Source organism: Stenotrophomonas sp. GD03777 (assembly GCF_029842485.1).
Classification (GTDB): domain Bacteria; phylum Pseudomonadota; class Gammaproteobacteria; order Xanthomonadales; family Xanthomonadaceae; genus Stenotrophomonas; species Stenotrophomonas sepilia.
On record NZ_JAOCGL010000016.1, the window covers coordinates 1 to 25,433 of the forward strand.

At 66.9% G+C, this 25,433-nt stretch carries 29 protein-coding genes; 4 read left to right on the forward strand and 25 right to left on the reverse strand.

Going from position 1 to position 25,433, the window contains the following annotated elements:
* The coding region (locus N5E02_RS05925; RefSeq protein WP_279946051.1) for an ABC transporter permease at positions 1-1,181 on the forward strand (1,181 nt) is incomplete at its 5' end.
* 223 nt (positions 1,182-1,404) lie between these two features.
* Positions 1,405-2,196 (forward strand): exodeoxyribonuclease III, encoded by a 792-nt coding sequence (gene xth / locus N5E02_RS05930; RefSeq protein ID WP_279946053.1) that lies wholly within the window; start codon positions 1,405-1,407, stop codon positions 2,194-2,196.
* Here xth and N5E02_RS05935 read toward each other — a convergent pair whose 3' ends face one another.
* The 8 genes from N5E02_RS05935 to N5E02_RS05970 all read right to left on the reverse strand — a co-directional run bounded on the left by N5E02_RS05935 (position 2,197) and on the right by N5E02_RS05970 (position 9,695).
* Complete coding sequence (locus N5E02_RS05935) at positions 2,197-3,915, reverse strand: diguanylate cyclase (protein WP_345782199.1); 1,719 nt, start codon at positions 3,913-3,915, stop codon at positions 2,197-2,199.
* 115 nt (positions 3,916-4,030) lie between these two features.
* The gene (locus N5E02_RS05940) at positions 4,031-4,657 is read right to left on the reverse strand and encodes a DNA-3-methyladenine glycosylase (RefSeq protein ID WP_235649639.1); all 627 of its coding nucleotides are present in this window, start codon (positions 4,655-4,657) and stop codon (positions 4,031-4,033) included.
* Positions 4,658-4,729: 72 nt separating this feature from the next.
* Positions 4,730-5,689 carry a cation diffusion facilitator family transporter gene (locus N5E02_RS05945; RefSeq protein ID WP_235649638.1) on the reverse strand — a complete coding sequence of 320 codons (960 nt, stop codon included), beginning with the start codon at positions 5,687-5,689 and terminating at the stop codon, positions 4,730-4,732.
* 69 nt (positions 5,690-5,758) lie between these two features.
* On the reverse strand, positions 5,759-6,343 hold the full coding sequence (locus N5E02_RS05950) for an AprI/Inh family metalloprotease inhibitor (RefSeq protein ID WP_279946057.1): 585 nt from the start codon (positions 6,341-6,343) through the stop codon (positions 5,759-5,761).
* A 189-nt stretch (positions 6,344-6,532) separates the two neighbouring features.
* Positions 6,533-6,790 carry a hypothetical protein gene (locus N5E02_RS05955; protein ID WP_005416661.1) on the reverse strand — a complete coding sequence of 86 codons (258 nt, stop codon included), beginning with the start codon at positions 6,788-6,790 and terminating at the stop codon, positions 6,533-6,535.
* The gene (locus N5E02_RS05960) at positions 6,787-8,139 is read right to left on the reverse strand and encodes a membrane protein (protein ID WP_032954186.1); all 1,353 of its coding nucleotides are present in this window, start codon (positions 8,137-8,139) and stop codon (positions 6,787-6,789) included. The genes N5E02_RS05955 and N5E02_RS05960 overlap by 4 nt, the downstream gene beginning before the upstream one ends.
* 20 nt (positions 8,140-8,159) lie before the next feature.
* A complete protein-coding gene (locus N5E02_RS05965) occupies positions 8,160-9,299 on the reverse strand; it encodes an SPFH domain-containing protein (RefSeq protein ID WP_065196336.1) in 1,140 nt (379 codons plus the stop codon).
* A gap of 132 nt (positions 9,300-9,431) precedes the next feature.
* Positions 9,432-9,695 carry a CD225/dispanin family protein gene (locus N5E02_RS05970; protein WP_279946058.1) on the reverse strand — a complete coding sequence of 88 codons (264 nt, stop codon included), beginning with the start codon at positions 9,693-9,695 and terminating at the stop codon, positions 9,432-9,434.
* 674 nt (positions 9,696-10,369) lie between these two features.
* Here N5E02_RS05970 and N5E02_RS05975 point away from each other — a divergent pair.
* Complete coding sequence (locus tag N5E02_RS05975; protein ID WP_065177761.1) at positions 10,370-11,863, forward strand: AraC family transcriptional regulator; 1,494 nt, start codon at positions 10,370-10,372, stop codon at positions 11,861-11,863.
* Between the two features lie 59 nt (positions 11,864-11,922).
* Here N5E02_RS05975 and N5E02_RS05980 read toward each other — a convergent pair whose 3' ends face one another.
* From N5E02_RS05980 to N5E02_RS06050, 15 genes are all read right to left on the reverse strand, one after another.
* On the reverse strand, positions 11,923-12,159 hold the full coding sequence (locus N5E02_RS05980) for a hypothetical protein (RefSeq protein ID WP_065177762.1): 237 nt from the start codon (positions 12,157-12,159) through the stop codon (positions 11,923-11,925).
* A gap of 206 nt (positions 12,160-12,365) precedes the next feature.
* Entirely contained in the window at positions 12,366-13,445 is a 1,080-nt protein-coding gene (locus N5E02_RS05985) for a hypothetical protein (protein ID WP_164229155.1), read from the reverse strand.
* Positions 13,446-13,465: 20 nt separating this feature from the next.
* Positions 13,466-13,813: a hypothetical protein gene (locus tag N5E02_RS05990; RefSeq protein ID WP_005416654.1), complete on the reverse strand. Its 348-nt coding sequence runs from the start codon at positions 13,811-13,813 to the stop codon at positions 13,466-13,468.
* Between the two features lie 47 nt (positions 13,814-13,860).
* On the reverse strand, positions 13,861-14,445 hold the full coding sequence (locus N5E02_RS05995) for a RebB family R body protein (protein ID WP_065177764.1): 585 nt from the start codon (positions 14,443-14,445) through the stop codon (positions 13,861-13,863).
* Positions 14,442-14,678 carry a RebB family R body protein gene (locus N5E02_RS06000; protein WP_005416652.1) on the reverse strand — a complete coding sequence of 79 codons (237 nt, stop codon included), beginning with the start codon at positions 14,676-14,678 and terminating at the stop codon, positions 14,442-14,444. The genes N5E02_RS05995 and N5E02_RS06000 overlap by 4 nt, the downstream gene beginning before the upstream one ends.
* A gap of 70 nt (positions 14,679-14,748) precedes the next feature.
* Complete coding sequence (locus N5E02_RS06005; RefSeq protein WP_005416651.1) at positions 14,749-15,021, reverse strand: RebB family R body protein; 273 nt, start codon at positions 15,019-15,021, stop codon at positions 14,749-14,751.
* A gap of 60 nt (positions 15,022-15,081) precedes the next feature.
* Entirely contained in the window at positions 15,082-15,348 is a 267-nt protein-coding gene (locus N5E02_RS06010) for a RebB family R body protein (RefSeq protein WP_005416650.1), read from the reverse strand.
* A gap of 26 nt (positions 15,349-15,374) precedes the next feature.
* Complete coding sequence (locus tag N5E02_RS06015) at positions 15,375-15,644, reverse strand: RebB family R body protein (RefSeq protein WP_005416649.1); 270 nt, start codon at positions 15,642-15,644, stop codon at positions 15,375-15,377.
* A gap of 43 nt (positions 15,645-15,687) precedes the next feature.
* Positions 15,688-15,978 carry a RebB family R body protein gene (locus tag N5E02_RS06020; RefSeq protein WP_005416648.1) on the reverse strand — a complete coding sequence of 97 codons (291 nt, stop codon included), beginning with the start codon at positions 15,976-15,978 and terminating at the stop codon, positions 15,688-15,690.
* A gap of 300 nt (positions 15,979-16,278) precedes the next feature.
* On the reverse strand, positions 16,279-17,571 hold the full coding sequence (locus N5E02_RS06025; RefSeq protein WP_065196332.1) for a transporter: 1,293 nt from the start codon (positions 17,569-17,571) through the stop codon (positions 16,279-16,281).
* Between the two features lie 49 nt (positions 17,572-17,620).
* Positions 17,621-18,370 carry a hypothetical protein gene (locus tag N5E02_RS06030; protein WP_279946059.1) on the reverse strand — a complete coding sequence of 250 codons (750 nt, stop codon included), beginning with the start codon at positions 18,368-18,370 and terminating at the stop codon, positions 17,621-17,623.
* Between the two features lie 13 nt (positions 18,371-18,383).
* Positions 18,384-19,088, reverse strand: a complete 705-nt coding sequence (locus N5E02_RS06035; protein ID WP_279946073.1) for a C39 family peptidase — start codon at positions 19,086-19,088, stop codon at positions 18,384-18,386.
* A 99-nt stretch (positions 19,089-19,187) separates the two neighbouring features.
* Positions 19,188-20,504 (reverse strand): adhesin, encoded by a 1,317-nt coding sequence (locus N5E02_RS06040; protein WP_279946060.1) that lies wholly within the window; start codon positions 20,502-20,504, stop codon positions 19,188-19,190.
* 43 nt (positions 20,505-20,547) lie between these two features.
* On the reverse strand, positions 20,548-21,165 hold the full coding sequence (locus N5E02_RS06045; RefSeq protein WP_279946061.1) for a hypothetical protein: 618 nt from the start codon (positions 21,163-21,165) through the stop codon (positions 20,548-20,550).
* Positions 21,162-21,692, reverse strand: coding sequence for a hypothetical protein (locus N5E02_RS06050; protein WP_065186434.1), 531 nt, complete (start codon positions 21,690-21,692; stop codon positions 21,162-21,164). Before N5E02_RS06050 ends, N5E02_RS06045 begins: the two co-directional genes overlap by 4 nt.
* 397 nt (positions 21,693-22,089) lie before the next feature.
* Between N5E02_RS06050 and N5E02_RS06055 the strand changes: the two genes are divergently transcribed.
* Positions 22,090-23,445, forward strand: coding sequence for a sigma-54 dependent transcriptional regulator (locus tag N5E02_RS06055; RefSeq protein WP_065186433.1), 1,356 nt, complete (start codon positions 22,090-22,092; stop codon positions 23,443-23,445).
* Positions 23,446-23,452: 7 nt separating this feature from the next.
* Here N5E02_RS06055 and N5E02_RS06060 read toward each other — a convergent pair whose 3' ends face one another.
* Both N5E02_RS06060 and N5E02_RS06065 read right to left on the reverse strand, forming a co-directional pair.
* Positions 23,453-24,334 carry a hypothetical protein gene (locus N5E02_RS06060; protein ID WP_235649627.1) on the reverse strand — a complete coding sequence of 294 codons (882 nt, stop codon included), beginning with the start codon at positions 24,332-24,334 and terminating at the stop codon, positions 23,453-23,455.
* Complete coding sequence (locus N5E02_RS06065; protein WP_235649626.1) at positions 24,331-25,371, reverse strand: hypothetical protein; 1,041 nt, start codon at positions 25,369-25,371, stop codon at positions 24,331-24,333. The genes N5E02_RS06060 and N5E02_RS06065 overlap by 4 nt, the downstream gene beginning before the upstream one ends.
* Between the last annotated feature and the right edge of the window lie 62 nt (positions 25,372-25,433).

Genomic DNA, 25,433 nt, shown 5'->3' on the forward strand with positions numbered 1-25,433 from the left:
ATGCGGTCCGCGAAGCGGCACGCATGGCGGCGCGTTCGATGCTGGCCCATCGCCTGCGCACGCTGTTGACCATGCTCGGCATCATCATCGGCGTGGCCGCGGTGGTGACCGTGGTTGCGCTGGGCAAGGGCGCACAAGCGCAGGTTGAATCCCAGATCAACGCGCTGGGCGCCAGCACCCTGGAGATCTTCCCGGGCGCAGATTTCGGTGACCCGCGCTCGGCGGAAGTCGAAACGCTGGTGGTGGCCGACGCGGACCATCTTGCGGCGTTGAGTTATGTGGACAGCGCCAGTCCGAACCTGACGGGATCGGTGGCGGCACTGCAGGGCAGCCGTCGTGCCAACACCCAGGTGCTGGGCGTAGGGGCCGACATGCCGCGCGTGCGGGGGCTGCGGCTGAAGGCCGGCCGCTTCTTCACCGACGCCGAAGTCGATGCGCACCGCGCAGTGGGCGTGGTCGACCAGAAGGCGGCGAAGGCGCTGTTCACTGGCAATCCCATCGGCAGCACGGTGCTGCTGGGTGGCATGCCGGTCGAGGTGATCGGCGCGGTCGGTCCCAATGCGTTCGCCGGTGGTGCAACCCCCACGATCTACGTGCCGTACACCTCGGCGGCTTCCCGGCTGCTGGGCAGCCAACGCCTGGAGAGCATCACCGTGCGCGTACGCGACAACGTACCCACCAATGCCGCCGAAGCCTCGCTGGGCGCCGAGCTGGAGCGCCTGCATGGCCGTCGTGACTTCTTCATCTACAACGCCGACCAGATCCGCAAGGCGGTGATGAAGTCCAGCCAGACCCTGGCCGCGTTGGTTTCGGCGATCGCGGCGGTGGCGCTGGTGGTGGGCGGCGTAGGCGTGATGAACATCATGCTGGTGTCGGTGAAGGAGCGCGTGCGCGAGATTGGCGTGCGACTGGCGGTGGGGGCGCGGCAGAACGACATCCTGCGCCAGTTCCTGATCGAGGCGGTGCTGATCTGCCTGTTCGGCGGTGTGCTGGGGGTGTTGCTCGCGTTCGCTGTGGGTGCGCTGTCGAGCCTGTTGTCGCTGGGCGTGCCGTTCCTGTTCTCGCCAGGGCCGGTGCTCGCCGCACTGGCGTGCTCTTCGGCCATCGGGCTGGGCTTTGGCTACTTTCCGGCACGCACTGCCGCGCAGCTGGACCCGATCCAGGCATTGGCGGCGGAGTAGGGGCGCACCCGGTGACATCGTAGCCGCCATCACGGCCGGCGTTGCGGTAGAACGGCAGCAGCCACAGGTGGCTGATGCCGGGTTCACGGTGACCAGCCTGTTGCGCGGCATGGCAGCGGTCGGTGAACCGGATGGCACCGCATCATTACGCGGCATCCACGTTCCTTGGATGCCTGGGCGCGCACACTGAACGCTCACCCGATGCGCCGAGGAGACTTCCCGCATGGCCCGTCGCAAGATGCTTCGCATTGCCACGTTCAACGTCAACGGCATCGGCACACGCCTGCCGCAGCTGTTGGACTGGCTGCACAGCGAATCGCCGGATGTGGTTGCCCTGCAGGAACTGAAGGCGACCGACGCCGCGTTTCCGGCTTCGGCGTTGGAAGAGGCTGGCTACGGCGCGCTCTGGCAGGGCGAGGCGCGGTGGAACGGCGTGGCGCTGCTGGCACGAGGGACCACGCCGGTCGAGAGCCGCCGCCGATTGCCGGGCGAGCCCAAGGACACCCAGAGCCGCTACCTGGAGGCGGCGGCGCATGGCATTGTGGTGGGTGCACTCTACCTGCCCAACGGCAACCCGCAGCCCGGGCCCAGGTTCGACTACAAGCTACGCTGGATGGAGCGCCTGATCCGGCATGCGCGCAGCCTGGTCGAGCAGCCGCACCCTGCGCTGCTGCTGGGTGATTTCAACGTGATTCCCACCGACGCCGACGTCTACGACCCCAAGGCCTGGCGCCGCGATGCGCTGTTCCAGCCAGAGGTGCGCGAGGCCTTTGAACGACTGCTGGCGCAGGGCTGGACCGATGCGGTGCGGAAGGTGCACGGCGACGCCACGATCTACACCTTCTGGGACTATTTCCGCCAGCATGCCGAGCGCGACCGTGGGTTACGCATCGATCATCTGCTGTTGAACCCCGTACTGGCGGAGCGACTGAAGGACGCTGGCGTCGACCGCTGGGTACGCCTGCAGGAAAAGGCCAGCGACCACGCGCCGGCCTGGGTGACGGTAAGCGCGTGATCAACGCGCGGCTGGGTCCTCGCGTCGCTCGCGGCGTACCCGTGCGCGGGTGCGGTACAGGCGGCTGTCCGCTTTCTGGATGGTGTCGGCCACCGGCTCGCCGGGCGTGTTGATGGCCGCACCCATCGAGAACGCGCTGGGCGCGAGCGCGGCGTGGTCCTGGTACCAATGCTCCAGTTCGCTCAACCGGCCGTCGGCAGGCGCGACCAGTACCACCATGAATTCGTCGCCGCCCAGTCGTACCACCGTCTCATCTTTGCCCAGCGGTGAGCGCAGGAACGTCGCGAACTCGACCAGGACGGCGTCGCCACGCCGGTGGCCCTGGGTGTCGTTGATGTGCTTGAAGTGGTCCAGGTCGAACATCACGCATGCCCAGCGCTCGTCAATGAGTTCATCCAGCCGGTGCAGGTAGCGCCGGTTGTAGCACTGGGTGAGGGGATCCTTGAAGGACATTTCGCGCAGCTGCTGCTCCTGCATCCGCAGCGCGGTGACGTCCTGAGCATGTCCCAGCACGTAGGGCGGGCTGGCTTCGTTGTCGAGCACGTTGTGATACGCCCAGTAGTGGCGCGTTCCGTCCGCGGCGATCAGCTCGATCACACCAGCGTCGGTGTGGTTTGCCTGGATCCGAGCGAGGTAGGCATTGAAGCCCGCGCGTTTTTCCGGCGGCATCAGGTCACACAGGCTGCGCCCGATCATCTGGCTTTCTTCGAAACCCAGCGATTGCACGGCCGCCGGATTCACCGAGGTCAATGTTCCGTCCAGCGTGTGGGTGCAGATCAGGCCCAGGCTGTAGTGGAACAATCGGCGGTAACGGGTTTCGCTCGCTTCCAGCGCGTCCAGCGCGGCTCGTTCGTCCGTGATGTCCTGGATCGCCCCGACCAGGCGCGGGTGGCCGTCGACCTGTTGCCGGCTGCCGACCACGCGGGTCCAGATCGCGCGCCCGTCGGCCGTGGTCATCGGCAGCTGCACTTCCCAGGACGTGCCTTCGTCGATGCAACGCTGCACTGCTGCCCGGATGATGTTGCGGCTGTCTTCGCGATAGAACGACAGCGCGGTGTCGAGCGTCGGTTCAAAGTTGCCGCGCACGCCGTGCAACTGCTTGGTCTCGCGGGTCCAGCGCACTTCGTTGGTGACCAGGTCCATCTCCCAGCCGCCCACCCGGGCGGCGCGGTTGGTGCGCTCCAGGAAGTCCTCACTGCGTTTGAGCTCACGATGCAGCGCCTTGGCCTGGCCCACCTGCGCCATCAGCATGCTGCGCTGCTCCAGTACCTGGGTGGTGACCCGGGCAAGGTGCACCATCAGCTCGCGCTGGGACGGAGACAGCACGCCGGGCATCGGATCGAGCAGGCACAGCGTGCCGATACGTGCCCCGTGCGCCGAGCCCAGAGGGATGCCAGCGTAGTGCCGGATGCGCGGCCCACCCGTCACCAGCGGATTGGTGGAGAAACGCGGGTCCTGGCGCGCATCGGGTATCTCGAACAGCTCGTCCTGGCGTATGGCATGGGTGCAGAAGGAAATTTCGCGGGCCGTTTCGCTGACGCCTTCAAGGCCGATGTTGGCCTTGAACCACTGGCGGTCTTCGGCCACCACGCTGATCAGTCCCATGGTCATGCCGGTCGCGGCGCGGGCGGCGGCGACAATGGCATCGAACACCGGCTCCGGGGGCGTATCCAACAGGTGCAGTCGTTCGATTTCGAGCAGTCGTTCGGCTTCGTCCATGGCGCTTTTCAGGGCTGGGTGGCGAGGGCGGTTGCGGCGGCTGTCTGAGACCACGGTAATGCATGCGGCGTTATGTATCGCCATGGCAGGGTGATGCTGGCGTGACGCATCGCGGTCAGAGTTTGCGGGGCCCGCGCGAGGGCCGCACTGAAACGTGACGGTGGTGGCGAACATGCCAGCGCCAGGGGAAGTCCACCGCGCGGGTGATGCCGATGCGGGGCCCGATCACCGGATCTGCCGGAGGCGGCACGCCATCGCTGGCGATGACAAGGCCGTGGCTGCCTGTCACCAGATCGGCGCCGTCGAAACTGCGGTCCAGCCCGAAGGCCTGCGAGAGCTTGCCGGGGCCGCTGGCCAGATCGTGGTCGCGGCGTGCGGCGGGACGCCGCGCCCGCATCTGGTCCAGTCCCTCGAGAGGTTCGATGGCGCGAAGCAGTACGGCGACGCCTTCGCCGATCTCTCCGCAGACAACGTTGCTGCCCCAGTGCATACCGTACGTGAAGTAGACATAGAGGTGGCCCGCCTCACCGAACATGCTGACCGTGCGCGGCGTTGCCCCGCGATAAGAGTGCGCGGCCGGATCGTCGCTGCCGGCATAGGCTTCAACCTCGACGATGCGGCCGACGCGACCATCGTTGCGCACCAGCAGCTTGTTGAGCAGCTCCGGCGCAACGTCGGTCGATGGACGCCGGTAGAAGCGGCGCGGCAGGATCTGCAGGGAGGCGGGCAACCAATCCGGCACGGTGGTGGCAGGCTCGGGAGAAAGACTGTGGCACTGTGGCATCGATCAGGTGAAACGGGCGCAGACGCCGGGTCATTGCGGCGCAGGCGGTGCGGCCAATGCAGCGCGCCGGGCGGCATACACCTCCGGCGTCTGCGGCTTGATGAACAGTGCCACCAGCTCCGGATACTCGCGCTTCACCGCCGTTTCGATGCGGGTGATGCAGGCTTCGATCTGCGGGGTCTGCCGGTCATCCTCGAACTCGGCGCTGAGCATGGCCACCACCTGTTCCGGGCCCATCTGCATGGTGGTCACCCCGTTCGCGCGACGCAGGTCCGGATCGGTTTCGGCCACCGCCATGATCCGCTCGGCCACCGCGGGGTGGGCAGGCTCTCCAACCAGCAGGCCTTTGGTTTCACGGGCCAGAAGGAAGGCGGTCGCGGCCAGCACGCCGGCGATGCACAGTGACGCGACCCCATCAAGCACCGGCATGTCCAGCACCTGCGCGGCCACCAGCCCGATCAACGCGAAGCCCAGCCCGAGCAATGCAGCGCTGTCTTCCAGCAGTACGGTGAAGGTGGAAGGATCCTTGCTGCGGCGGAAGGCTTCGAAGTAGCCAAGCTTGCCTTTGGTACGCCGGAACTCGCGCAGCGCCACCCACCAGGAAGCACCCTCGAACAGGATGGAAATGCCCAGCACGCTGTAGCTCAACGCATGGTTGGTGGCCGGCTCCGGCCGGCGGATGTGCTGGATGCCCTCGTAGGCCGAGACGCCGGCACCAGCGGCGAACACCAGCAGGGCGACGATGAAGCTCCAGAAGTACAGCTCGCGGCCATAGCCGAAGGGATGTACCGGGTCCGGCGCCTTGCCGGCACGGCGCAGGCCGTACAGCAGCAGGAGTTCATTCAATGTGTCGACCAGAGAATGCACGCCTTCGCTGAGCATGGCCGAGCTGCCGGAGATGCCGGCAGCGACGAACTTGGCGATGGCAATGGCGAGGTTACCCGCGAGGGCGGCATAGATGACCAGACGGGAACCGGTGGGAGCGGACATTTCGGCGGCGGGGCGGGGCGGACGCCTGATCTTCCCGATCAGCGCGTGCCCATTGCGTGCACGGCGCGATCAGTGCCCCTTGGGATTGAGGTACAAACGCGCCCCATCCGATTCACGGTAGCCCGTCCAGCGCCCACCGCCTGACGCGCGGAAGCGCCCGAACACGGTGTTGCTGGTGTCGGTAAGCAGCAGCTGATTGCCCGACAGTACCCAACGGTTGGCCGAGAAGAAGCCATCCGGGCAGCCGGCGGGCACGTAAGCACTGTAGCCGCCGAACCACTCGATACTCTTCAGCTCGATGGAGCAGGTGTTGCCGTTCTCCTGGCCCAGCGTCCAGCTGCCGAACAGATCGCTGTCGCGCACATCGCGGTCGCCACGGTGGCGGTCGTGGCCCCAGTCGTCGTTGTCGTCGTGGAAACCGAAGCCCACGTCGATCTCTTTGCTTTCGCTGCGTGACCCGGACTGCGAGCTGCCGCTGGTGGTGGCCTGGGTGGTCACCGCGCCACTGCTCTGGGTTTGGGTGCTGCTGGATTGCGTGGTCTGGCCGGTGTGGGTGGTCTGTTCGCCGAAGCCGAACGAGGCGTCCTGAGCCAGGGCGGGCAGGGCCAGGCAGCACAACGCGGACAGGCAGGTACGGGCGAGCACGGCAGCCATTGCAGCATCCTCGGGAGGGTGAACCGCGCGAGTATCGAACCGGTGGGGCGGGAGACGGTGTGAGGGTGTGCGCTGGCGCAGCCCAGCGAAGGGTAGTGCCGGCCGCTGGCCGGCTCCCACTTGGCGCCCAGAAACCGAAGGAATGCCGGCCAGCGGCCGGCACTTCCCGCAGCCAGGCATCGCCTGGCGCTACTGATCCGGCTTCACCCTTGCCACCCGTTTCCGGTACTCATACACGTTGTCACCGCGGATACGCTTGTCCTCGGTGCCGGTGATCCGGCCGACCTGCTGGTCCGAGCCGGTGACCGGTTTGGCCTCGATCTCGGTCTCATGTTCGAAGGAGTGCGATTTGTCGGTATTGCGGTAATAGCGGTACAGCGCCCAGTACAGCGCGGTTGCGCCGGCTGGACCTGCCGCCAACAGCCAGAGGCCACTGTCGTCGCTCATGTCGATGCCACCAGGAAGGCAATTGCGAGGGCTTCAATGACGGTGCCGGTGGCCAGGGCCGCCAGCAGCATCTTCCATTGCTGCACGGGCACGCTGCCCATGGTTTCGCCGGTACGGCCGTTCACTGCGATGTAGTGCAGCATGCCGCCGTTCTTTCCGGGCTGGTGATACGAGTACAGCCACACCGGCAGGTACATCGACACCCAGCGCGTTCCATGCACCTCCAGCTGCTCCTGTTCCCAACGCACGCCACGGTTGTAGCGCCTCACCGAACCTTCCACCTGCGCGCGGGCGATCGACAGCAGCTGGTCTTCCAGCCGCGGCCGCAGCTTCTCCACGTCCAGGTTGCGCTTCTCAGAGGTGAAGCCGGCCAGGTATGAGGCGTTCCATTTCACCGCGTTCTTGGTGTCGAACGGCAAGATGGTGTTGATGATGTTGTTGGTGTTGGCGCGGGTATCCAGATTGCCGCGCTCGGCCGAGGATTCCAGGGGCAGGTCATCAACCGTGAAATCTACCTGGCGTTCGACCTGGTAGACATCTGCGTCGTACAGGGTGCGTTTGTTCTTCTCGCTGCCGACCGTGTATTGCCGGGTCTGGATCTCGCCCTTGCCGGCCACGGCCGCGCTGACATTGCTGTCCACGATCATGTAGGGCAGGAACACGCCCACCACGTTTTCCGGGGTAAACTGCTCCTTGAACGCCTTCAGCGCGAACATGCGGCGCTTGTCGACGAACTGGCGGATGCGCGCGACCGCATCGTCCTTCTTGATGTGGAAGGGCAGCACCGCATCGGGCACCGCACCATTGCTGATCTGTTCGTTGACGCCGAAGACGTGGCGGCACCAGTGGCAGCGCGCCGTCATCGTGCTTTCGGTATTGACCGTGACTTCGGCACCGCAGCCCGTGCACTTGAACGTCATCAGCGCCGAGGTGTCGGCGTCGATGTCACGCGCGCCGGAGGCGATGACCGTACCGCGCAGCTGGTCGATGGCCTCGCCCAGCCCGAATTCCTCCTCGACGCGCGCGCCATGCCATTCGTGACGGCAGTACAGGCAGACGAGGATATCGGTGCCGGCCTTGGGCCGGATGTCGGTGGCGCCGCACTTCGGGCAGCGGTTAAGGCCGTCCTTCAGCTCGCTGGCTGAGGTATCGATGGCTACAGGATCGGGCGCTTCCACTTCATCGCGGATGGCCTGGGGCAGCTTCGAGGTGTCCAGCGGGAAGCTGCCGGGCAGGGGAGGGACGTCCTGCGGCGAACCGGGCCCATCCAACGACGCCGCCGGCAAGGGCGGCGGCGTCGCGGGCGCGGATCCGGGCAGCGGCGGTGGGCCGTTTCGGGGATCGGACATGTTCGTTGTGCGTCCTGCTGTTACAGGCCCAGTGCCTTTGCTTTCAGGGCGTCGTAGTCGCCCTGGGTGATCAGGCCCAGGTCCAGCATTTCCTTGGCCTTCTTCAGCTTGGCCACCGGATCGTCGGCAGCCGGCGTGACCGGCTGCTGCATGCCGCCGACACCGAACATGCCCGAGGCCATGCCGACACCGACCAGGCCAGCCGCACCGCCGTTCTCGCCGGCCGCCTGGATGCCCTGGGCGACGCTCGCCTGCAGGTTGGAATTACCGCGCGAGCCGGACAGCGCATCTGCGCGCTGGACGGTCTTCAGCAGTTCGCGGGTGTTGGCGTCGTACTCGATCGAGACAATGGCGGTCTTGACGATGGCCAGGCCGCGATCGGACTTCCACTGGTAGCCCTGCTCGACGGCGGCCGACAGGCTCTGTGCAAAGCCCAGCGAGTCCTGCTGCAGCTTGGTGATGCGGTTGCCCTTGCCCGGATCGTTCGTGTACAGGCTGAAGGCCGGTGCCAGCGAACCGACCACTTCATTGAACAGCTGGCTGGCGGCGGCGTTGTCCAGGTCGGTGAAGTCGAACACCTGGCCCGGCTGCAGGTAGCTGGCCGGCACGAAGTTCTTCACGAACAGGATCGGGTCGACGATCTTCAGCGTGTACGAGCCGCGCGTGACCGCGCCCACCTGGGTATTGAGGAAGCCATCGTCCCAGTAGATTTCCGACTGGGTACCGAAGCGGTTGTCCGGCAGCTCCTTCAGCGAGACGAAATAAGCCGCCTGCTGCGAACCGGGCTGGCCGCCGAACTTGAAGCGTTCCCAGCTCTGCTTGATGAAGGTGCTGACCAGACCGTCGCCGGCGAAGATCGACTGCGAGTTGGGATCGTCCGAACGCCACTCGTAGCCGCCCGGTTCGGCGACGAACGCGGTGATCGCGCCGTCCTGGAACAGCAGCAGGCCGTAGCCCTCCGGCACGATGATCTTCGAGCCGTTGGTGATGATGTTGGACGAGCCACTGGTGTTGGAGCCGCGGCCGGCGTTGGTGCCGCGCGGCACCGCGGCGAACAGGGCCGCCGTCGAGGGCAGGCCTGTGGGCACGGTGTAGAAGTCCTTCCACTGGTCGGCCAGCACACCACCGACTGCACCCTTCACCGCCTGTACCAGACCCATGTCCAACTCCCTGTGATTCGAGGGCAGGCACCATGCCTGCCGAGCTGGACTGACTATAGAGGAGCGGCATGGGCCGCCGCCACCGCCGCGCGCGCCTCCCATTCATCATGGCGCGACGGCGGCAGCAGGCGATCAGGCCATGCCGCGCGCGATCAGGGCATAGCCGATCATCAGTGCCAGGCACAGTGGCAAGGTGACGAAGGAGGCGATCATCCAGCGCAGGGCCTTGCGCGCAGCCTCGGTGGCCGCGCCGATCTGGCCGCTGGCGACCAGTGACGTGCTGCGGTTGGCGTAGACGGTGGCGACGATGCCGAACGGCCAGAAGCCGGCGATGATGCTCAGGATGGCCCACATCAGGTAGTTCCTGGGGGGCACGGGTGGCGGGGTGCGGTCCATGCGGTCGATCTCCTTGATCATGCTGCGGCCGGGAGCGCGAGTATGCCGACAGGCCAATCGCAGCGGAAGGCATGCCACCCGTGCGTGGTGCGCAATCTTCTGCTGGTCGAATGGTCATTGATCGGGGGCGGCGACGCGGCAGGCATGCGCGGTGGCCTGCGGGGCTGGGCGAGCAGGCGGTGTAACCGTCATGGCGGCGCAACACGTGCCCGCCTCCGGTTCGGGCAGACGCGCTGATCATCAGCGTGGATGGGATTTCGGCGGCTTGCCTTCACCTGCTTTGCGGCGAGCGGCGAGCGGCGAGCGGCGCACGGAAACGTGGGCGACAAATATCCGGCGCGGATATTCACGTCATTATCATGCTTATTTTCTGGAAACTCGCTCTCCATAATCCAGGGACGCGATGGCCGGAACACAGGGAGCGCCGCGTCACAGGCAGTGCCGCCCTGTGGCGCACGACCCAGGCCTGGACGACGTCCGCGTTGCCGACCTCCAGCAGCGATGGCAGTTCCCGGCACCGCGGGAGCGGAAAGCGTGCACGGCAACAGCGGTTCGACCAGCGGGCACGGCATGCGGCGTGGACGTCGCAGCATCCCGCGATGATGCCGGAGGGCCTGCATCGCGAGATCGCCCGTTGCAGATGCATCGGGTCGCCATTCCAAAGGGGAGTTTCGATGCACAGGCAAGTCAGTGAGATGCTGCAGCGCGCTTATCGGCCCTATCCGTCATTGCCCGACCTGCTGGGCGCGTTCGTGAAGGAGCTGTCCCGGCACAAGGTGATGCGTGGTGGTCAAGTGCGGTTGCGTGGTGCGGTGGCAGGGGCGGCAGCGGGGTTGCCGGCGGCGTCCGGGAATGCGGAAGAGGTTTGCTTGCAGCGGGTTCCCATCCGCTATGGCGGCGAGCTGTTGGGTGAACTGCACCTGGAAAGTGAGGGGGGGCGGCTGGATGGCAGTGCGTTGGCGCTGGGGGAGCAGTTTGCCCAGCGCTGCGCGCACCTGATCAAGCGCTACGAGGCAAAGGACTGGGCCGAACAGGCGCTTAGCCGGCCGCTGCTGCTGGTCGGCGCTGGCGAGGCGTTGAAACAGATGGATGAATTCGTCGAGCGCGCGGCGGCCAGCCCGCTGCCGGTCCTGCTGCGCGGCGAGTTCGGTACCGAGAAGATGGAGCTGGCCGCTGCCCTCCACAGTGGCGGCCCTTGCAGGCAGGGCCCGTTCGTCGAAGTGAACTGTGTCCACCCGCAGGGCGAAGCCAGCGACTGGTTCGCGCGCGCACAGGGCGGGACGCTGTACTTCCACGAAGTCGACGAACTGCCGGTGCCGCTGCAGGGCCAGCTGTCACATCGCATGCGTGGGCTGCCTGCTGCCCATGCTGAAGCGCTGGCGGCCGGCCCGATACGGGTGATCGCTTCGACCAGCGCGGACCTGGAACAACGGGTGAGAGAAAAGCAGTTCTCGCGCGCCCTGCTGGCCGGGCTGGAGTTCCTGACAGTGGATATTCCACCGCTGCGCGAACGGGTGGAGGACATCGGTGCGCTGGCGGCGCGTTCGCTTGAGCTGCATGGATTCAATCCCCGCGTACTGGGTGACGATGTGCTGGAAGCCCTGTGCGCGCATGACTGGCCCGGCAATCTATTGGAAATGGAGCGAGTGGTGGTACGGCTGGCGGTGATGACCGGTGGCCGATGCATCCGCCGCGAGGATCTTGCACGCCACGCGCCGGATCTGGCAGCAGGCCACGTCGCCAGCGGTGCCGGGTGCGCGCCGCAACGGCTGCCCACGCTTGAGGAGATCGTCGCTCCTGAGCCCGTGCAGCCGGATACGGTGCGGGCAGCGCATGAGGGCCTGCACGACGGCCTGAAACGTGCGCTGGCCTATCTGAAGGACCATGCTGCGGAGCCGCTCACCCTGGGCGACCTCGCTCGCCAGGCCCATGTGAGCCAGTCGCACCTGGGATTCCTGTTCCGCAGCGAGTTGGGCACGACGTTCAAGCTGCTGCTGCAGCAACTTCGCATCGAGCACGCCAAGCAGCTGCTGCGGGATGGGCAGCGCCTGCGCATTACCGATGTCGCGCTGCAGGTCGGCTTCGGTGACCTGAGCCACTTCGAGAAGAGCTTCCGGCGCGCGGTAGGGGTCAGCCCGCGCAGCTACCGGCGAACCCCGCACCAGTAAAAGCAACGCCCCGGCGCAGGCGCGGGCCTGCCCGGGGCGCTGGGGTGGCAGATCCAGCGTTACCGTGCGTTTGCTTCTGCAGCGCGCTGCACGGCCTGCTCGGCGGCTTCGTCGGCGCGCCGTGCCGCCTCGGCGGCAGCGTCGACCGCGCGTTGCGAGACCTCCATCGCGGCGCGGATGCCGTCTTCACTGGCGGCCATCGCGGCGTCCGCCAGCTCCTGGGCGATCTGCATCGGGGATTTGCCCGCCGGATGGGCGGGAGTGGGCTTGCCGGGAAGCGGGGTCGGGAAGGTCATCGTCGGTGCTCCTGCTGGGGATGAGGGGGGAACACCGTCGCTGCGTTCCCCCAGGATGTGGCGCAATGCCGCCTGGGCATCGGCCAGGATCTTCTGCGCCTGTTTCCGGGCCGCCAGGCGTCCGGCAGCAACGGCCGCGCCGGCTGCCGACGCGAGCGCCTCCGTAGCTGCCTGCACGCCATCACCACCTGGTGCCGGGACCGGGTTCACACCGCGTCCGCCCGGTAATCCAGCGTCCCTTCATCGCCCAGGTAGCCGCCGGTTCGGCGGTAGTCCTGCAGGGTGATGACATTGTCCTCCACCTGCACCACCGCCTTGGCTCTGGAGCCATCGATCGGGAACTGCACGCTGGCACCATCCTGGCCGAGTCGGCCACGGGAGACCGGATGTTCGTTGAGGAATTCCTGTGCATCGCGCAGCTGCCAGCGCACGGCCTCGCGCAGCCGGCTGTCATCCTGCAGCAGGTCGGGATCGTTGTCGAAGCAGGCTGCCATCTGCTGGGCGGCCAGCGAGATGCGGGCGTAGCCGATCTGCCGGTTCGCGGCCAGGCTTGCGTCGATCGCCTCACGCACCTGCTCTGGCGACGGCAACTGTGGCAGTTGCGGCCCGTCCAGGAAGCCGAACAGGATCGGCAGCACCTGCTGCAACGCGCGGGTGGCATGCGCCAGCCGATGCTCGCGACTGCCGCCACCTGCGCTCACCCGCTGGTAGAAACGGAAGTAGTCGGCAAACTCGATGGGCCTGCGCGCGTGCAGCAGCGCGAAGTGGGCAGCGTCGGCCAGGTCATCGCGCCCTGTGGCAGGCATGCCGACCTCACCGGCCAGTTGGTGGAGCGCCAGCGACTCACGAAAATCCAGTTGCTGCAGCAGGGGAGCAGCGGCCGCACCGATCGCCGCCAGGAACGCGCGCGAGGCCCCGAGGTCGGTGTTGGTCAGCAGCTGGTGTTTGTCCAGTACCCGCTGCGCCTCGTTGTGCGACAGGCGTGTTTCTTCGTCAAACTCCATGTTGCGCAGGGCACCGAGGTCGCTGGCGCCAAGGCTGAGCAGCTTGATCGGGCCGACCTGCAACCCGAGGCGTGGCAACCATGTCATGCGCGAACCATGCAGACCCTGCTGCACCCCATCGAGCATCGTGCCCTCGTCGGAGAAAGCGTAACGGTGCTCATGCGATTCCATGGCCCATTTCAGCCATTGCTCGCCACCGTCGATGAACTGAAGGACATGCCTGCAGGGTTGGCTGATCTGGTTGGCCTGGGGGATGGAACGACCGGCAATGAAAACGCTCATGCGTGGCTCTCCTGGCGGCCTCACTGGGCCGGAAATTCCTTTAGGACGGTCGCAGCGGCATTGCCGACGCGATTGAAGTCGTCGGTGGCCCCCTGCATCATGTTCTGCGCCTGCGTGAGCACCCTTGCATACTTTTCGTCCCCCGTCGCCAGGTACTGGGCCATGGCCACGCCGGCCGCGGTGGTCGCGATGGTTGAGACATTGCGCAGGGCGTCGGCGGCATCCTGCACGGCGATCGCGGCAGACTGGGCCACCGACTGGTAGGCCTTGCCGGCGCCACTGGTCTTCACCACGGATGCGGACATGGTGGCCGTCTGCACCTGGTTGATCACATCGATGACCTGGGCGTTGACGTTGCTCGGGTCCATACGGGCTCCTTGATGGGCGGGTGGGGCCGCAGGCGGCCTGCAGGGTGTCAGGCCCCGGCGTCAGCGTCGGCTGCCGGGGAAGAAGAAGGAGAATCTGGCGCGGGATCCTGGGCGGGACCTGCGTCCGGATCCGGACCGGACGCGGCGTCGGGCGCAGGACCGGGCGCAGGCGCTGCCGCATTGCCTGCAAGCGTTTGGAGTGCATGCAGGCTGCTGGTGGCGGCCGCAGCGTCGGCAGTGGCACCGTGGGTCTGTGCCTGCAGGACGCTGATGGCGGTCTTTCCTTCTGCGGTGGCCGCGGCGATCACGGCCGCAGGCGAAGGGGGCGCCGGCACCGGGCCGGGCAGGGGGATGACCTGCGGCGGTGGCGGCGGAGGGGGTTCCGGAGCAGGCGGTGGCACCGGCCAGGGGGCATTGATCATCTTCGCGCAGGTCGCGGTGACCGCTGCGTTGCTGACCATGCCGGCACCCTGCTGGCGTGCGACAGCGTTGTGCATGGCGGTGCCCAGCGTCTCCAGCATCACCATGTCCAGCATGCTGAAGGACTGCGCCGGCCCCTGGGCCACCAGCAGGGTCGAGGCGGCACTGACGCTGTCGACGATCTGGCTGTTGACGGTGTTCTCACTGCTCATGACGGAACGGCTCCCTTCTGGATGATCAGGGCCAGGACCTGGGCCAGGCTTGCGCCGGCGGTCACCTGGCCGCGTTGCTGGTTGGCCACCGCGTTCTGCATTGCCAGGCCGAGGCTGTCGGCCATCGCCAGGTAGGTGGCGGACATCGCGAACGAGGGGGCGAGGGCGATCGCCACACCGGATCCGGCGCTGGTGGCGGCCAGCAGGTAGCCGGTGGCGGGCGATGCGGCCATCGATCAGGGGCCCGGCGTGACGCCGCCCTGAGCGGGGGCGCGGTGGTTGGCGTCACGCCGGGCCAACACGTCAGCGCAGACCCAGGATTTCGCGGGTGGCCACGCCGTTGGAGGCGGTATCGATCGCATACAGCGTGGACACCCCCTGGGTGGTCGACGCCTGCATGGTCACGTAGGACTGCTGCTGGTTGTTGGTGGCGTTGTGCGCGGCGTTGGACAGCGCCTGGCTGGTGGCCACGAACAGGTTGCCCATTGCGATAGCCGGCGCATCACCAAGCACCTTGGTGTTGACCTGCGAGACCGAATCGGTGATCTGGCTGTTGACGGCGGTGGGAAATGCCATGGTGGAAGCTCCTAGGGTGGACAGCACTACAGGAACGGAGATTTCCGGCACTCAATGGAATCAGCCGAGAATCTTCCGGGTGGCGGCGCCGGTGGCGCCGGTATCGACGGCGTAGAGCAGCGCGACGCCCATCGTGGTCGCGGCCTGCGCCGTGACATACATCTGCTGCTGGGCGAGCGTCGCGTTGTGGGCGGCATTGGCCAGTGCCTGCGCGGTGGCCTGGTACAGCGTGCCCATTGCCGTGGCAGGCGCCACGCCCAGCGTCTGCAGGTTGGCCTGGCTGACCGAGTCGGTGATCTGGTCGTTGACGGCCGTGGGAAATGCCATGGCTCAGCTCCTTGCCTGCCGGCGCATCACGCGCCGAGGATCTGCTTGGTGGCCACGCCTGTGGTGGCGGTGTCGATCGAATACAGCGTGGCCACACCCATGGTGGTGGCCGCCTGCGCCGTCACATAGGACTGCTGCTGCGCATTGGTGGCGTTGTGGGCGGCGTTGGCCAGGGCCTGTGCGGTGGCCTGGTACAGATTGCCCATGGCGACGGCGGGCGCGTCACCCAGCACTTTGGTGTTGGCCTGGGTGACCGAATCGGTGATCTGGTCGTTTACAGCGGTCGGGAATGCCATGTCGATCTCCTTGAGGTTGGCGGATCAGCTACGGAACGACAGGTCAGGAACCCAGGCCGCGAACGCGGGTGCTGAGGATTTCCTTGCTCGCCACCGCCGTGGTGGCGGTATCGATCGAGTACAGGGTGGCCACGCCCATGGTGGTGGCCGACTGCGCGGTGACGTAGGACTGCTGCTGCGCGTTGGTGGCGTTGTGGGCGGCATTGGCCAGCGCCTGTGCGGTGGCCTGGTACAGATTGCCCACTGCCACGGCGGGCGCATCGCCCAGCACCTTGGTGTTGGCCTGGGTGACCGAATCAGTGATCTGGTCGTTTACCGCGGTTGGAAATGCCATGTCCTGCTCCTGCGAAAGGGTGGAAGTGCGTGGTATCCAGTGTCACGGTGCGTCGCCTGCAGCGGCCTGGGCTTCACCGTGGGGCCAGAGTAGGAAATGGCGTCGCCGCCGGATTGGCGGAATCGACGGAGAATGCGGGGGGATCACCGTGAAGGTGCGGCGTGAATGCGGCGGAACTGATGATCATCGCCGTCGTCGCCAGCGCTTGCGGGTTGCCCTGGGGCACACACAGAGGCTGCGCGTGGGTAGCGCGATCCGGCGGCGACGGGCCGTGGCCACGTCGTCGCCGGATCCGGCCGCTCAGAGCATGTAAGGGATCTTGAACGCCAGCGTGAAGTCCGGTGCATCCGGGGTCAGCCCGATGCCCAGCAGGGTCACCAGTGTGGTGTGCTGGTTGAGCGCGTAGGTCACGCCCAGATTCAGTGATGCCGCGTTGGCGTCGCTGCCGATCACTTTCATCCACTTCCCGCCTTGGAAACGGGTGGAAGCGCGGGCGCTGATGCGGTCGCTGAAGGACAGGCTGAGACTGGTGCGCTCGTTGAACGCAAAGGCCACGCCAGCGCCGAAGTAGACCGCGCCGCCGAGCTTCACGTCACCCGGGTTGACCGTGTCGGGGTTGCTGTCGATGTCGCTGAAACCACGCGGGAACGAATGCACATAGCCTACGTTGGCGAACAGGATCGCCGGATCGGCGGTCTTGACCATCGACAGGCCCACATTGGCCTGCCACACGCCATTGCCGGTGGGCTGTTCCCTGGGTACGGCGAAGCGGATGTAGTCATCGTCGTCTCGCTCGATCACCTTCCAGTCCAGACCGTAAGGTGCGCGCCCGGTAGGGGCGGTCACGCCGGCAGTGAGAACGGTCTCCGGGCGCCAGCCGCGTTCGCCGAACAAGCGGTAATTCGCACTCAGGCCGATATCGCCCAGCCCGTTGCCATTGGTTTCTTCCTGCGCGATCGCGGCCGCCGCACCGCCGGCGCCGCCCTTCTGGTAGACGGTGCGCCGCGCCAGGTAAGGCACGTCCAGGTTGAGCGTCAGGTTCGGGCTGACACCCCAACGTGCGGCCAGGTTGTAGGTGAGCGAATCGGATTCAACGTTCTCGATGGCGATGTTGCCGAGGAAGATCGCGTCCAGCGCCAGGAAACCATTGAGGGTGAGCTGCTTGCGGTCGTAGCGGGCGTAGGTGAGGCTGTTCTCGACGGTGAAGCGGCGCGAGAACAGGGCCGACTGCTGTTGTTTCACATCATCCACGCTGCGCCGCGATTCCTGCTTCGCCTGCTGTGCCTCAGCGGCGGTACTGGCGTAGCCTTCGCCACCCGACGAAGTCTGTAGAGTCGCGCCACGCTCGACTGCCGTAGCCGTAGACAGGGCCATCGGGCCAACCTTCCCACTCAGCCGCGCCTGCATGGCCTGCACCTGCATGTCCAGTTCGCGCAGCCGCCGCACTTCCTGCGCATAGTTGGATTTGAGCTGCTCCAGCTGGTTGGCCAGTGCCTGCACGTCGGCGCCATCGTCCGCCGCGGGTGGCGCGGCGAAGGCGGTGCCCGCCAGCGCCGCCAGCGCCAACGGTGTGATCCTCATCAGGGTGTGCATGTTCGTGTCCTGCGTTGTGGAACGCTTCCCCCAACGCCGTGCCGTGGTGCTACCGGCCCGGCCCCATGCCGCGGTTCATCGCAATCGCCTGGGCCACGTTCTGGCTCAACGGCAGGTTGCCGCCCGCGGTATCCCGCACCAGCTCCAGCCGCAGCTGGTTGCTGGCGATCTGGCCGTCACCGGCCAGGGCGATGCCCTGGCCGACGCTGCCGTTACGTATCCATTGCTGGACCATGCCCTGGCCCTCCACCTGCAGCTGCAGGCGCGCCTGGTTGCCGTCCAGCACTGCGGAGGCCGAGACGCCTGCACCCTGCGCACTGAGCGAATGAGCACCGTCATCCGAAAGGCCCGGCACCGTGCCGTTGCGCACCACCAGCGTGGTCGAATTGCGGGCAACGTTGCCATCGCCGGCCACCTGCACGCTCTGCACCAGGCCATTGGCGTTGGCCAGGCCGGTGCTGTCGATATGGCGGCCCTGCGTGTCCGGCAGCGGCGCATCTGCAGCAGTCACGTGCACGCTGGGCTGGAAGCTCAGTTTCGGGCTGCCGCCGCCGCGGAAGTCCATGCCCAGAGTCAACGCACCCTGCAATACGTTTCCGTTGCCGGCCTGCCACTGCGAGACCATCGTCACCCCGAACCACGCGACGGTATTGCCGCCCACGGTGTAGCGGCCGCGCATCAGGTTCAGTTCGGGATCCGGAATTTCCTTCAGGCCGCGTCCCGGCGCAGCATCCGCCGCCTGCAGGGGCAGGGCGGGGCTCGCCAGCAGCAGGAGCATCAACAGACGATGGCGGAACATGGCGGAACCTCCTTCAGAACAGGTCGGCGTGGCTGAAGCCGAAATCGACCAGTTCGGCATCGGTGATCGGCCCCTGTCGCGCGTAGAGCGCGCGGGCACTGGGCCGTTCGCTGGGTTGCAGCAGGACTGTGTTGCGATCGAAATCACTGCCGATCACCACGAATACGGCACGCGATGGCCACGCAGCGAGGAATTCAGGCAGCGCCAGGCTGCGGTTGCCAAGGATGGGGTCAGCCACCTCGACCACACCGTCGCGCACCTGTTTGAGCACCACGAAGTGGCGGAAGCCGCGCACGTCCATCAGCACAAGACCAGGAACGCGAAGCGTGCGCAGGCGTGCTTCATCGATGCGGTAGCCACGCCCACGCATGCCCAGTGATTCCACATAGCGCTTGATGTCGAGCAGCGAAAAACCGCGCTCGGCGACCAGCGCCGGATCTGACACCCCCATCATCCCTTCGATCACCGTCGCCTCGTCGGTGTCCAGGTGGTAGGCATGGCGCAGGACGGTCGCCAGTGCGGCCGCTCCGCAGCTGTAATCGGTGTGCTGGCGTACCACGTTGCGGTAGCGCCGTTCCTGCATGCTCTCCACCTTCTGCTGCAGCAGCGCGCCATTGGGCAGTACGCCGGCGAAGCCGACGTCGCCCGCCCGCGCGGACGCGCTGCCCAGCAACAGCAGGCAGGCCAGCAGGCGTATCGAGAGACGGTGGCCGAACATCGCATTCTCCGGCAGCAAGGGGGAGCTCCTGTCCCAAGGGGGAGGAGGAACAGGAGCTCCCGGGAACCCGGCCGTTGGCGGACGGCCGGGGTGTTGCGCTTACTCGCCGCTGCCACCACCGCCGCCGGTGCTGGGCTGGGCGACTGCCAGGGCCAGGCTGTTGGCCTGCAGGTTGCCGGTGCCCGCGGCCACGTTCACGCCGATGTTGCCCGAGGCGCCGGAGAAGGCGCTGCCCGACAAGGCTGAGGTGTTGGTCGCGTTGACGTTCACCCAGCGCGTGGTGCTGACCGTGCCGCTGAGGCTGGCATACAGGTCGGCCACGCCCAGTTCGACGAACTGGCTGGTGCCACTCTCACGCGTATCGAAGCCCAGGCCACCCACCCCCGGCCGGTTGGGGTTCATCGTGGCGTTCTGGATTTCGTCGTCCAGATCGATATGGCCGGTGCTGCTGCCACCCGGGTGTGGCAGCTCGCCACTCCAGGTATCCAGATAGTAGTTGGCCATCTGATAGGCGTTGCCGGTACCGCGGTAGGTGCCGGCGCCATAGGCCAGGGTCAGGCCGCTGACGCCGCCACGCATGCCGACCTGCACGGTATCGGTGTAGGACTGTACGAAGCCGGCGTTGCTGACCGTGTTGCCGGTGGAGACCTGGTTGGAGCTGATGCTCGACTGCGCCACCGCGGTGGTCGCGACCGACGCCGCCAGCGCGTTCTTCTGCTCGTTGTTGTTGCCCGAAGCAATGTTGACGCCGATGTTGCCTGACGCACCGCCGAAGGCATTGCCACCGAGACCTGCGGCATTGGTCACGCCGGAGTTCATGGTCGCGTTGCCGAAGCCGACCTGGTTGACGAACACCTCGGCGTCGGCCATGCCGAAGCTGAAGGACGCGTCGGCGGCGGACAACGAGGCGGCATTGTCCTGGGCGTTGTTGTCGCCCGATACCACGTTGAAGCCCAGGTTGCCGGAGGCACCTGCACCCACGCTGTCACCGATGGAGGCACTGTTGGTGACCAGGCTGTTGCTGGTGGCGTTGTTGCTGATCGACTGGCGGTTGTCGATCACGGCGATGGCCGCCGAGTCGAGGTCGATGTCGCCGGTGATGTTCGGGTCGCCGGAGAAATTGATGTCGGTGCTCAGTCGCAGGTCCTTCTCCAGGTTCACGTCGACGCCGTGGTTGTTCTTTTCCTTGCGTTCGTCGGCCTGGATGGTGCTGTGCTTCTGCACATTGACGTTGACGGTGCGGTTGCGCACGTCGTTGTCGGTATGGTTGTGCGTCTCGTTGCGGGTTTCGCTGACGGTGTGGGTGTGGTTGATGTTCGCGTTGGCGTTCTGGTTGTCCCAGCCATTGGCCGCAGCGGCGGTCGAGGCAGTGGCAATCGCCATGGCGAGCATGGTCCGTTTGACGGTCGCTTTCATGGTGCCCTCTCTCTCATCAGGTGGTGCATCGGTTGGGTGGTTGTCACGGGCGGTCCTGCACGACCAGGCCCAGCACATTGGCCGTGTCATTGCCGCTGCCCGCGATCTGATTGAGTTGCAGGACCCCGTCGAATCCCCGCAGCGCGGTGCTGGTGACACCGGCGCTGCGGGTGCCCGTCGCGACGCCGCGACCGGCGTCGTCCCGCCCCCCTGCCAACGCGGAACCCTCGGCGGCCAAGGCCGTATCGTCGGTTTCGCGTATGCCCTGTCGGGCCAGCGTCGCGCTGACGACGTTGAGCGTCGTGTTGGCGATGCCGCTGGCCTGGTTGATGGATGCGATGCCGCTGGCACCGGCCAGCGCCTTGCCATCGATGACGGCAGTGGCGTGCATCGGCGCACCCAGCACGCGGTTGCCACCGCGCAGTTGTCGGTTGCCGATCGAGACGTCGGCATGTTCGCCCGTGGCGATGCCGCGCAGGTTGGTCTGCAGACTGAGGTCGCCGGCCGCCTGGTTGACCGCGATGGCGCCGTTCGCGCCGGCCAGTGCATGGCCGTCGATGCGGGCAACGTCGAGGTAGGCGAGCATGCCGCTGTAGTCATCGGCCTGCGCGATCAACGGCGTGGCAGGCAGGATCAGCAGCAGCCAGTGCGCCCGCCTCACTTGCCACCTGCCGGGGCCATGCCCTGCAGCGGGAACTGGCCGATTGCGCCGCGCACGGTATCGCCGATGCCGCGGGTACTGTTGCCGACCGCACCGAGCGGCCCGCTCATGGCGCTCCCCAGACTGCTGCCGACCATGCCGTCACTGCTGCGGCCCAGCGTGCCGCCCAGGGCCTGCTGGGCAACCCGTTCAACCGTTGTGCCACGCGGCGAAGCGGCGGCCGCTGCCTGGCCGGCCCCCATGCCGGCATAGTCCTCATCGCTCAGTTCGTCCATGCCGGTCGGGGCGCCACCGGTGCCCAATGCACTGGCAATCTCGCGCTGGGGTTTCGGGTCGGCGATCAGCGCCATGCCAGGGGGCGCCATGCGATAGGCCGGGCGTGCGGACACATCACGCAACAGGACGATTTCGCCCGGTTGAGCCTTCACGCCCTGGCGTGCACCGGAGGCAGAGGCGCTCGCGCCAACCGACAGCAGGGCCATGGCCAGCGTTGCCAGCAGGCCGCGAATGGGGGTGATGCCGTCCATGCCGATCTCCCGTGGTGGGTGCGGCGGAACCACGCATCAACCGTGCCAACCCTGCAAGGCTTGGCTGCCATGGCGCCAGGCGCTGGCAGGCGTGGGGTGCTGCTGCCGCGCTGTTACAGCGGCGTCGGAAAAATGTTGGGATTGCGCTGTACCAAGCGCCGCAGGGCAAGGCGGGCGCCCGACTGTCACACTGGCGTTACAGGTGCCGTCGCGGACTGCAACGATGCCGCTTCAGCCGGTGCTTTCTTGACGCGGCGCTCATTGCGCCGCCGTTTAGCGCAGCGCTAGGATCCGCCCATCAAAGGCCGCTGCGGTGGCCGTAAAGGGTCCCGGCGGAGGGCGGCACGCCGGTGATTGCCTGACAGTCCGCCGACGGTGTCCGGATGCTGGGGGAAGCATGGCGGCGGTCCCGGAGGCTTCTACATCACGTTGCGTGCTCTGGTTCGGCGAGCCGCTGGCGAACGAGCGCAGCGCGCTGGCGGCCGCAGGTTGGTATGTGCGCCGCATCCATCCCGACCCGGCGATGGCGATCGGGCTGCGCGGGCGTGATCGGCTGGTCGCTGTGCTGGATCTTCGCCATCTGGATACGCCCGCGCTGCAGTTGCTGGCGCCATGGATCGAACAGCACGTGCATCTGCCCTGGCTTGCGGTGCTGCCACCCGGCGCAGGGCCCACGCCTGCAGCGTGGCTGCCCTTGCTGCAGCGTTGCATCTCGCGGTTCACGCTGCCTTTCGGCCTGCAGGACCTGGTGGCTGCGATGCGCCAGCAGTTCGACGCGGATGATACTTCTGCCAGCGAGGTATGCGGCGGCCAGGGACCACGCGCACTGATCGGCGAGAGTCCTGCGTTGCATGCGGTGCGCACCGTGCTGCACAAGTTCGCGCCGGTCGAACTGCCGGTGCTGGTCACCGGCGAAACCGGTACCGGCAAGGAGCTGGCGGCTCACGCGCTGCATGCGTTGTCTGGCCGTGCGGGCAAGCCGTTCATCGCGATCAACTGCGGTGCCATTCCGGCCAGCCTGGTGCAGTCGGAGCTGTTCGGCCACGAGCGTGGCTCGTTCACCGGCGCCGACAAGCGCCAGATAGGCGTATTCGAAGCCGCACACGGCGGCACCGTGTTCCTCGACGAGGTGGGCGACCTGCCGGCGGAGGCGCAGACCAGCCTGCTGCGCGTGCTGCAGGAAGGCACCTTCGAGCGCGTCGGCAGCAGCCAGCCGCTGCGGGCCGACGTGCGTGTACTCGCGGCCACCCACGTCGAACTGGAGCACGCGGTGGCGCAGGGGCGGTTCCGCAGCGATCTCTACTATCGGCTCAATGTGCTGCGCCTGCTGATGCCGCCCTTGCGCGAGCGTGGCGCCGATGTGCAGCTGCTGGCCGAGCACTTCCTGCGCTGCTTCCGCCTGCGCCACAGCGTGCGTGCACGTGGCTTTGCGCCCGCTGCGCTGCAGGCGATGCGGCGCTTCGGTTGGCCCGGCAACGTGCGTGAACTGCTCAACCGGGTGCAGCGGGCGGCGATCATGGCCGAAGGCGAGCTGATCAGCGAGCGCGACCTTGAACTGGGTGGGGCCGAGCATGCGCCGCCGGGCGCGATGCTGCAGGATGCTCGCGGCCAGGCCGAGCGCGATGTGCTGCTGCAGACCCTGCGCCAGACCGGCTACAACGTCTCCGAGTGCGCACGGCAGATGCAGATCTCGCGGGTGACCGTGTACCGGCTGTGCCGCAAGCATCGGCTGGAACTGCCGGCGCAGCGCTGAGCGCGGATCATGGTTCGCCCGAACGGTAGCGGATGCGGTACAGGTCCAACCCCGCACCGTCTGCGCGCCGCGCCGAATAGGTCAAAGTGTCAGGTTGCGAGCCATCCAGCATCGCACCGTAGCTGTCGCCGAAGGCTTCGTTCACCGGGGAGGGCAATGCATGGCCCGCGTCATAACGGCCTCCACGCTCGTAGGCAATGAACTGGCGGACCGGTGCACTGCCGAAGTCCAGGGCGCGGGCAAACACCACCGTTCGGCCGTCGCCGAGGAAAGTGGCATCGAACTCCTGCGCGGCGGTATTGATGCCACCGACCAGCGGCCGCGCCAGCTGCGCCACGCCGCCGATCATCGTGGCGCTGTAGAGGTCATGGCCGCCGGCACCGCCCGCGCGATCGCTGGAGAACAACAGCGTACGACCGTCCGGGGAGAGCATCGGTGCGAACTCGTCGGCCGCACTGTTCACCGCGGGGCCCAGATTCTCCGGTTCGCCGAATCGACCGTCGCGTCCAATGCTGACCCGGTACAGATCGTCGCCGCCCTGGCCGCCTGCGCGGTCCGAGCAGAAATACACGACGCGCCCATCTGCGGAGAACGCGGGATCGAAGTCTCGTCCCGGCGTGTTGAACGAGACCGGCGTCGCCGGCCGCCAGCGCTGCCCATCGTGGCGGGAGACCCAGATGTCATACCCGCCCGGACCGCCGGGACGGTTGCGGCTGAACCACAGCGCGGTGTTTCCGTCCGGGCTCAGGGTCAGTCGAATCTCGTCGTACTGCGTGGATGCAACGCCCGGCGCAAAGCGTTCAGCGGAGCCGACGATCTGCAGCACGCTTGAGGGAGTCGCGGGGGGCGACGCAGCAACCAGCAGCATCACGGCCAGCCGCGCTTTCATGCCTGCCGCTCGAAGTCGCTGGCCCAGTTGGTTTCCCAACTGCGTCCCCCATCGGTCGAAGCCGCCTGTTCCCAGCGCGCCGAGCGCGGGGTGATGCGTGACCAGATCACCCGCGTCTGGATTGATCGACCGTCGTGCTGGTCTTCGCCGAAGAAGCGGCCGACACCGGCCTCGAAACCACCGCGCAGCGGCGCACCGATCCGGGTCGGCTCCCGACCATCCAGCCACCAGCTCAGCCAGTGCTGCTCAGCCGCACTCCAGGCGCGGATACCCATGCCGCGCAGCGGTGTTCCCGGCACGTCCATCAGGTTGTCGCCTACGTTGCCGAATCCTCCCAGTACCGGCCAGTTGTGCAGGGTGCCGTTGAACGCGTCCCACGCATCACTGCCTGCCAGCCGAGCGCGCAGGCGACGATGGCGCACGTTCCAATGGCCCACCAGGAAATCAAAGTCGCGCGGTGCATCCGGCAGCTTCGGAAGCGGAGAGGGGACCGCCGCAGTGCGGCGGAACCAGTTGCGCCAGTTCACTTCCCAGTGCGCGCCGGCATCGTCGGAGAACGCCTGTTCCCACCACGGCTCATCGCCATGGATGTCATGCCAGCGGAACCAGACGTCGATGGGGCGTCCCTTGAAGTGATCACGACCACGGAAGCTGCCGCCATCGCCTTCGAAGACGCCGCGCACGGGCGCTTCGATATGGGCAGGGTTGCGCCCATCGATCCACCAGATCGACCACGTGGAAGACACCGGATCAAACGCACGCACGCCCAGGCCCCTGTAGGGACCCGAAGGCAGCGCCATGACGTTGTCATCGATGGTGCCGAGTCCGCCCAGGGTGAGCCAGACCGCGCTGGCGCCGCTGAAGGCTTCCCAGCGGGTATCGCCCAGCAGGCGCTCCTTCAGCCGTTGGTGCCGGACCCGCCAGTTGCCCTGTAACCATTTCCAGTCTTCGCTGTGGCTGACCAGGGGCCGCCCCGAGCGCAGGGCGCTTGAGGCTGCCGCCGCGGCCAAGGTGGCCAGGAACTGCCGTCGATCCATGTGCGTGACCCCTTGCCGGACGTGCCTCCATCGTTGCGGGTGCGAGGGGGATTGACCACGCA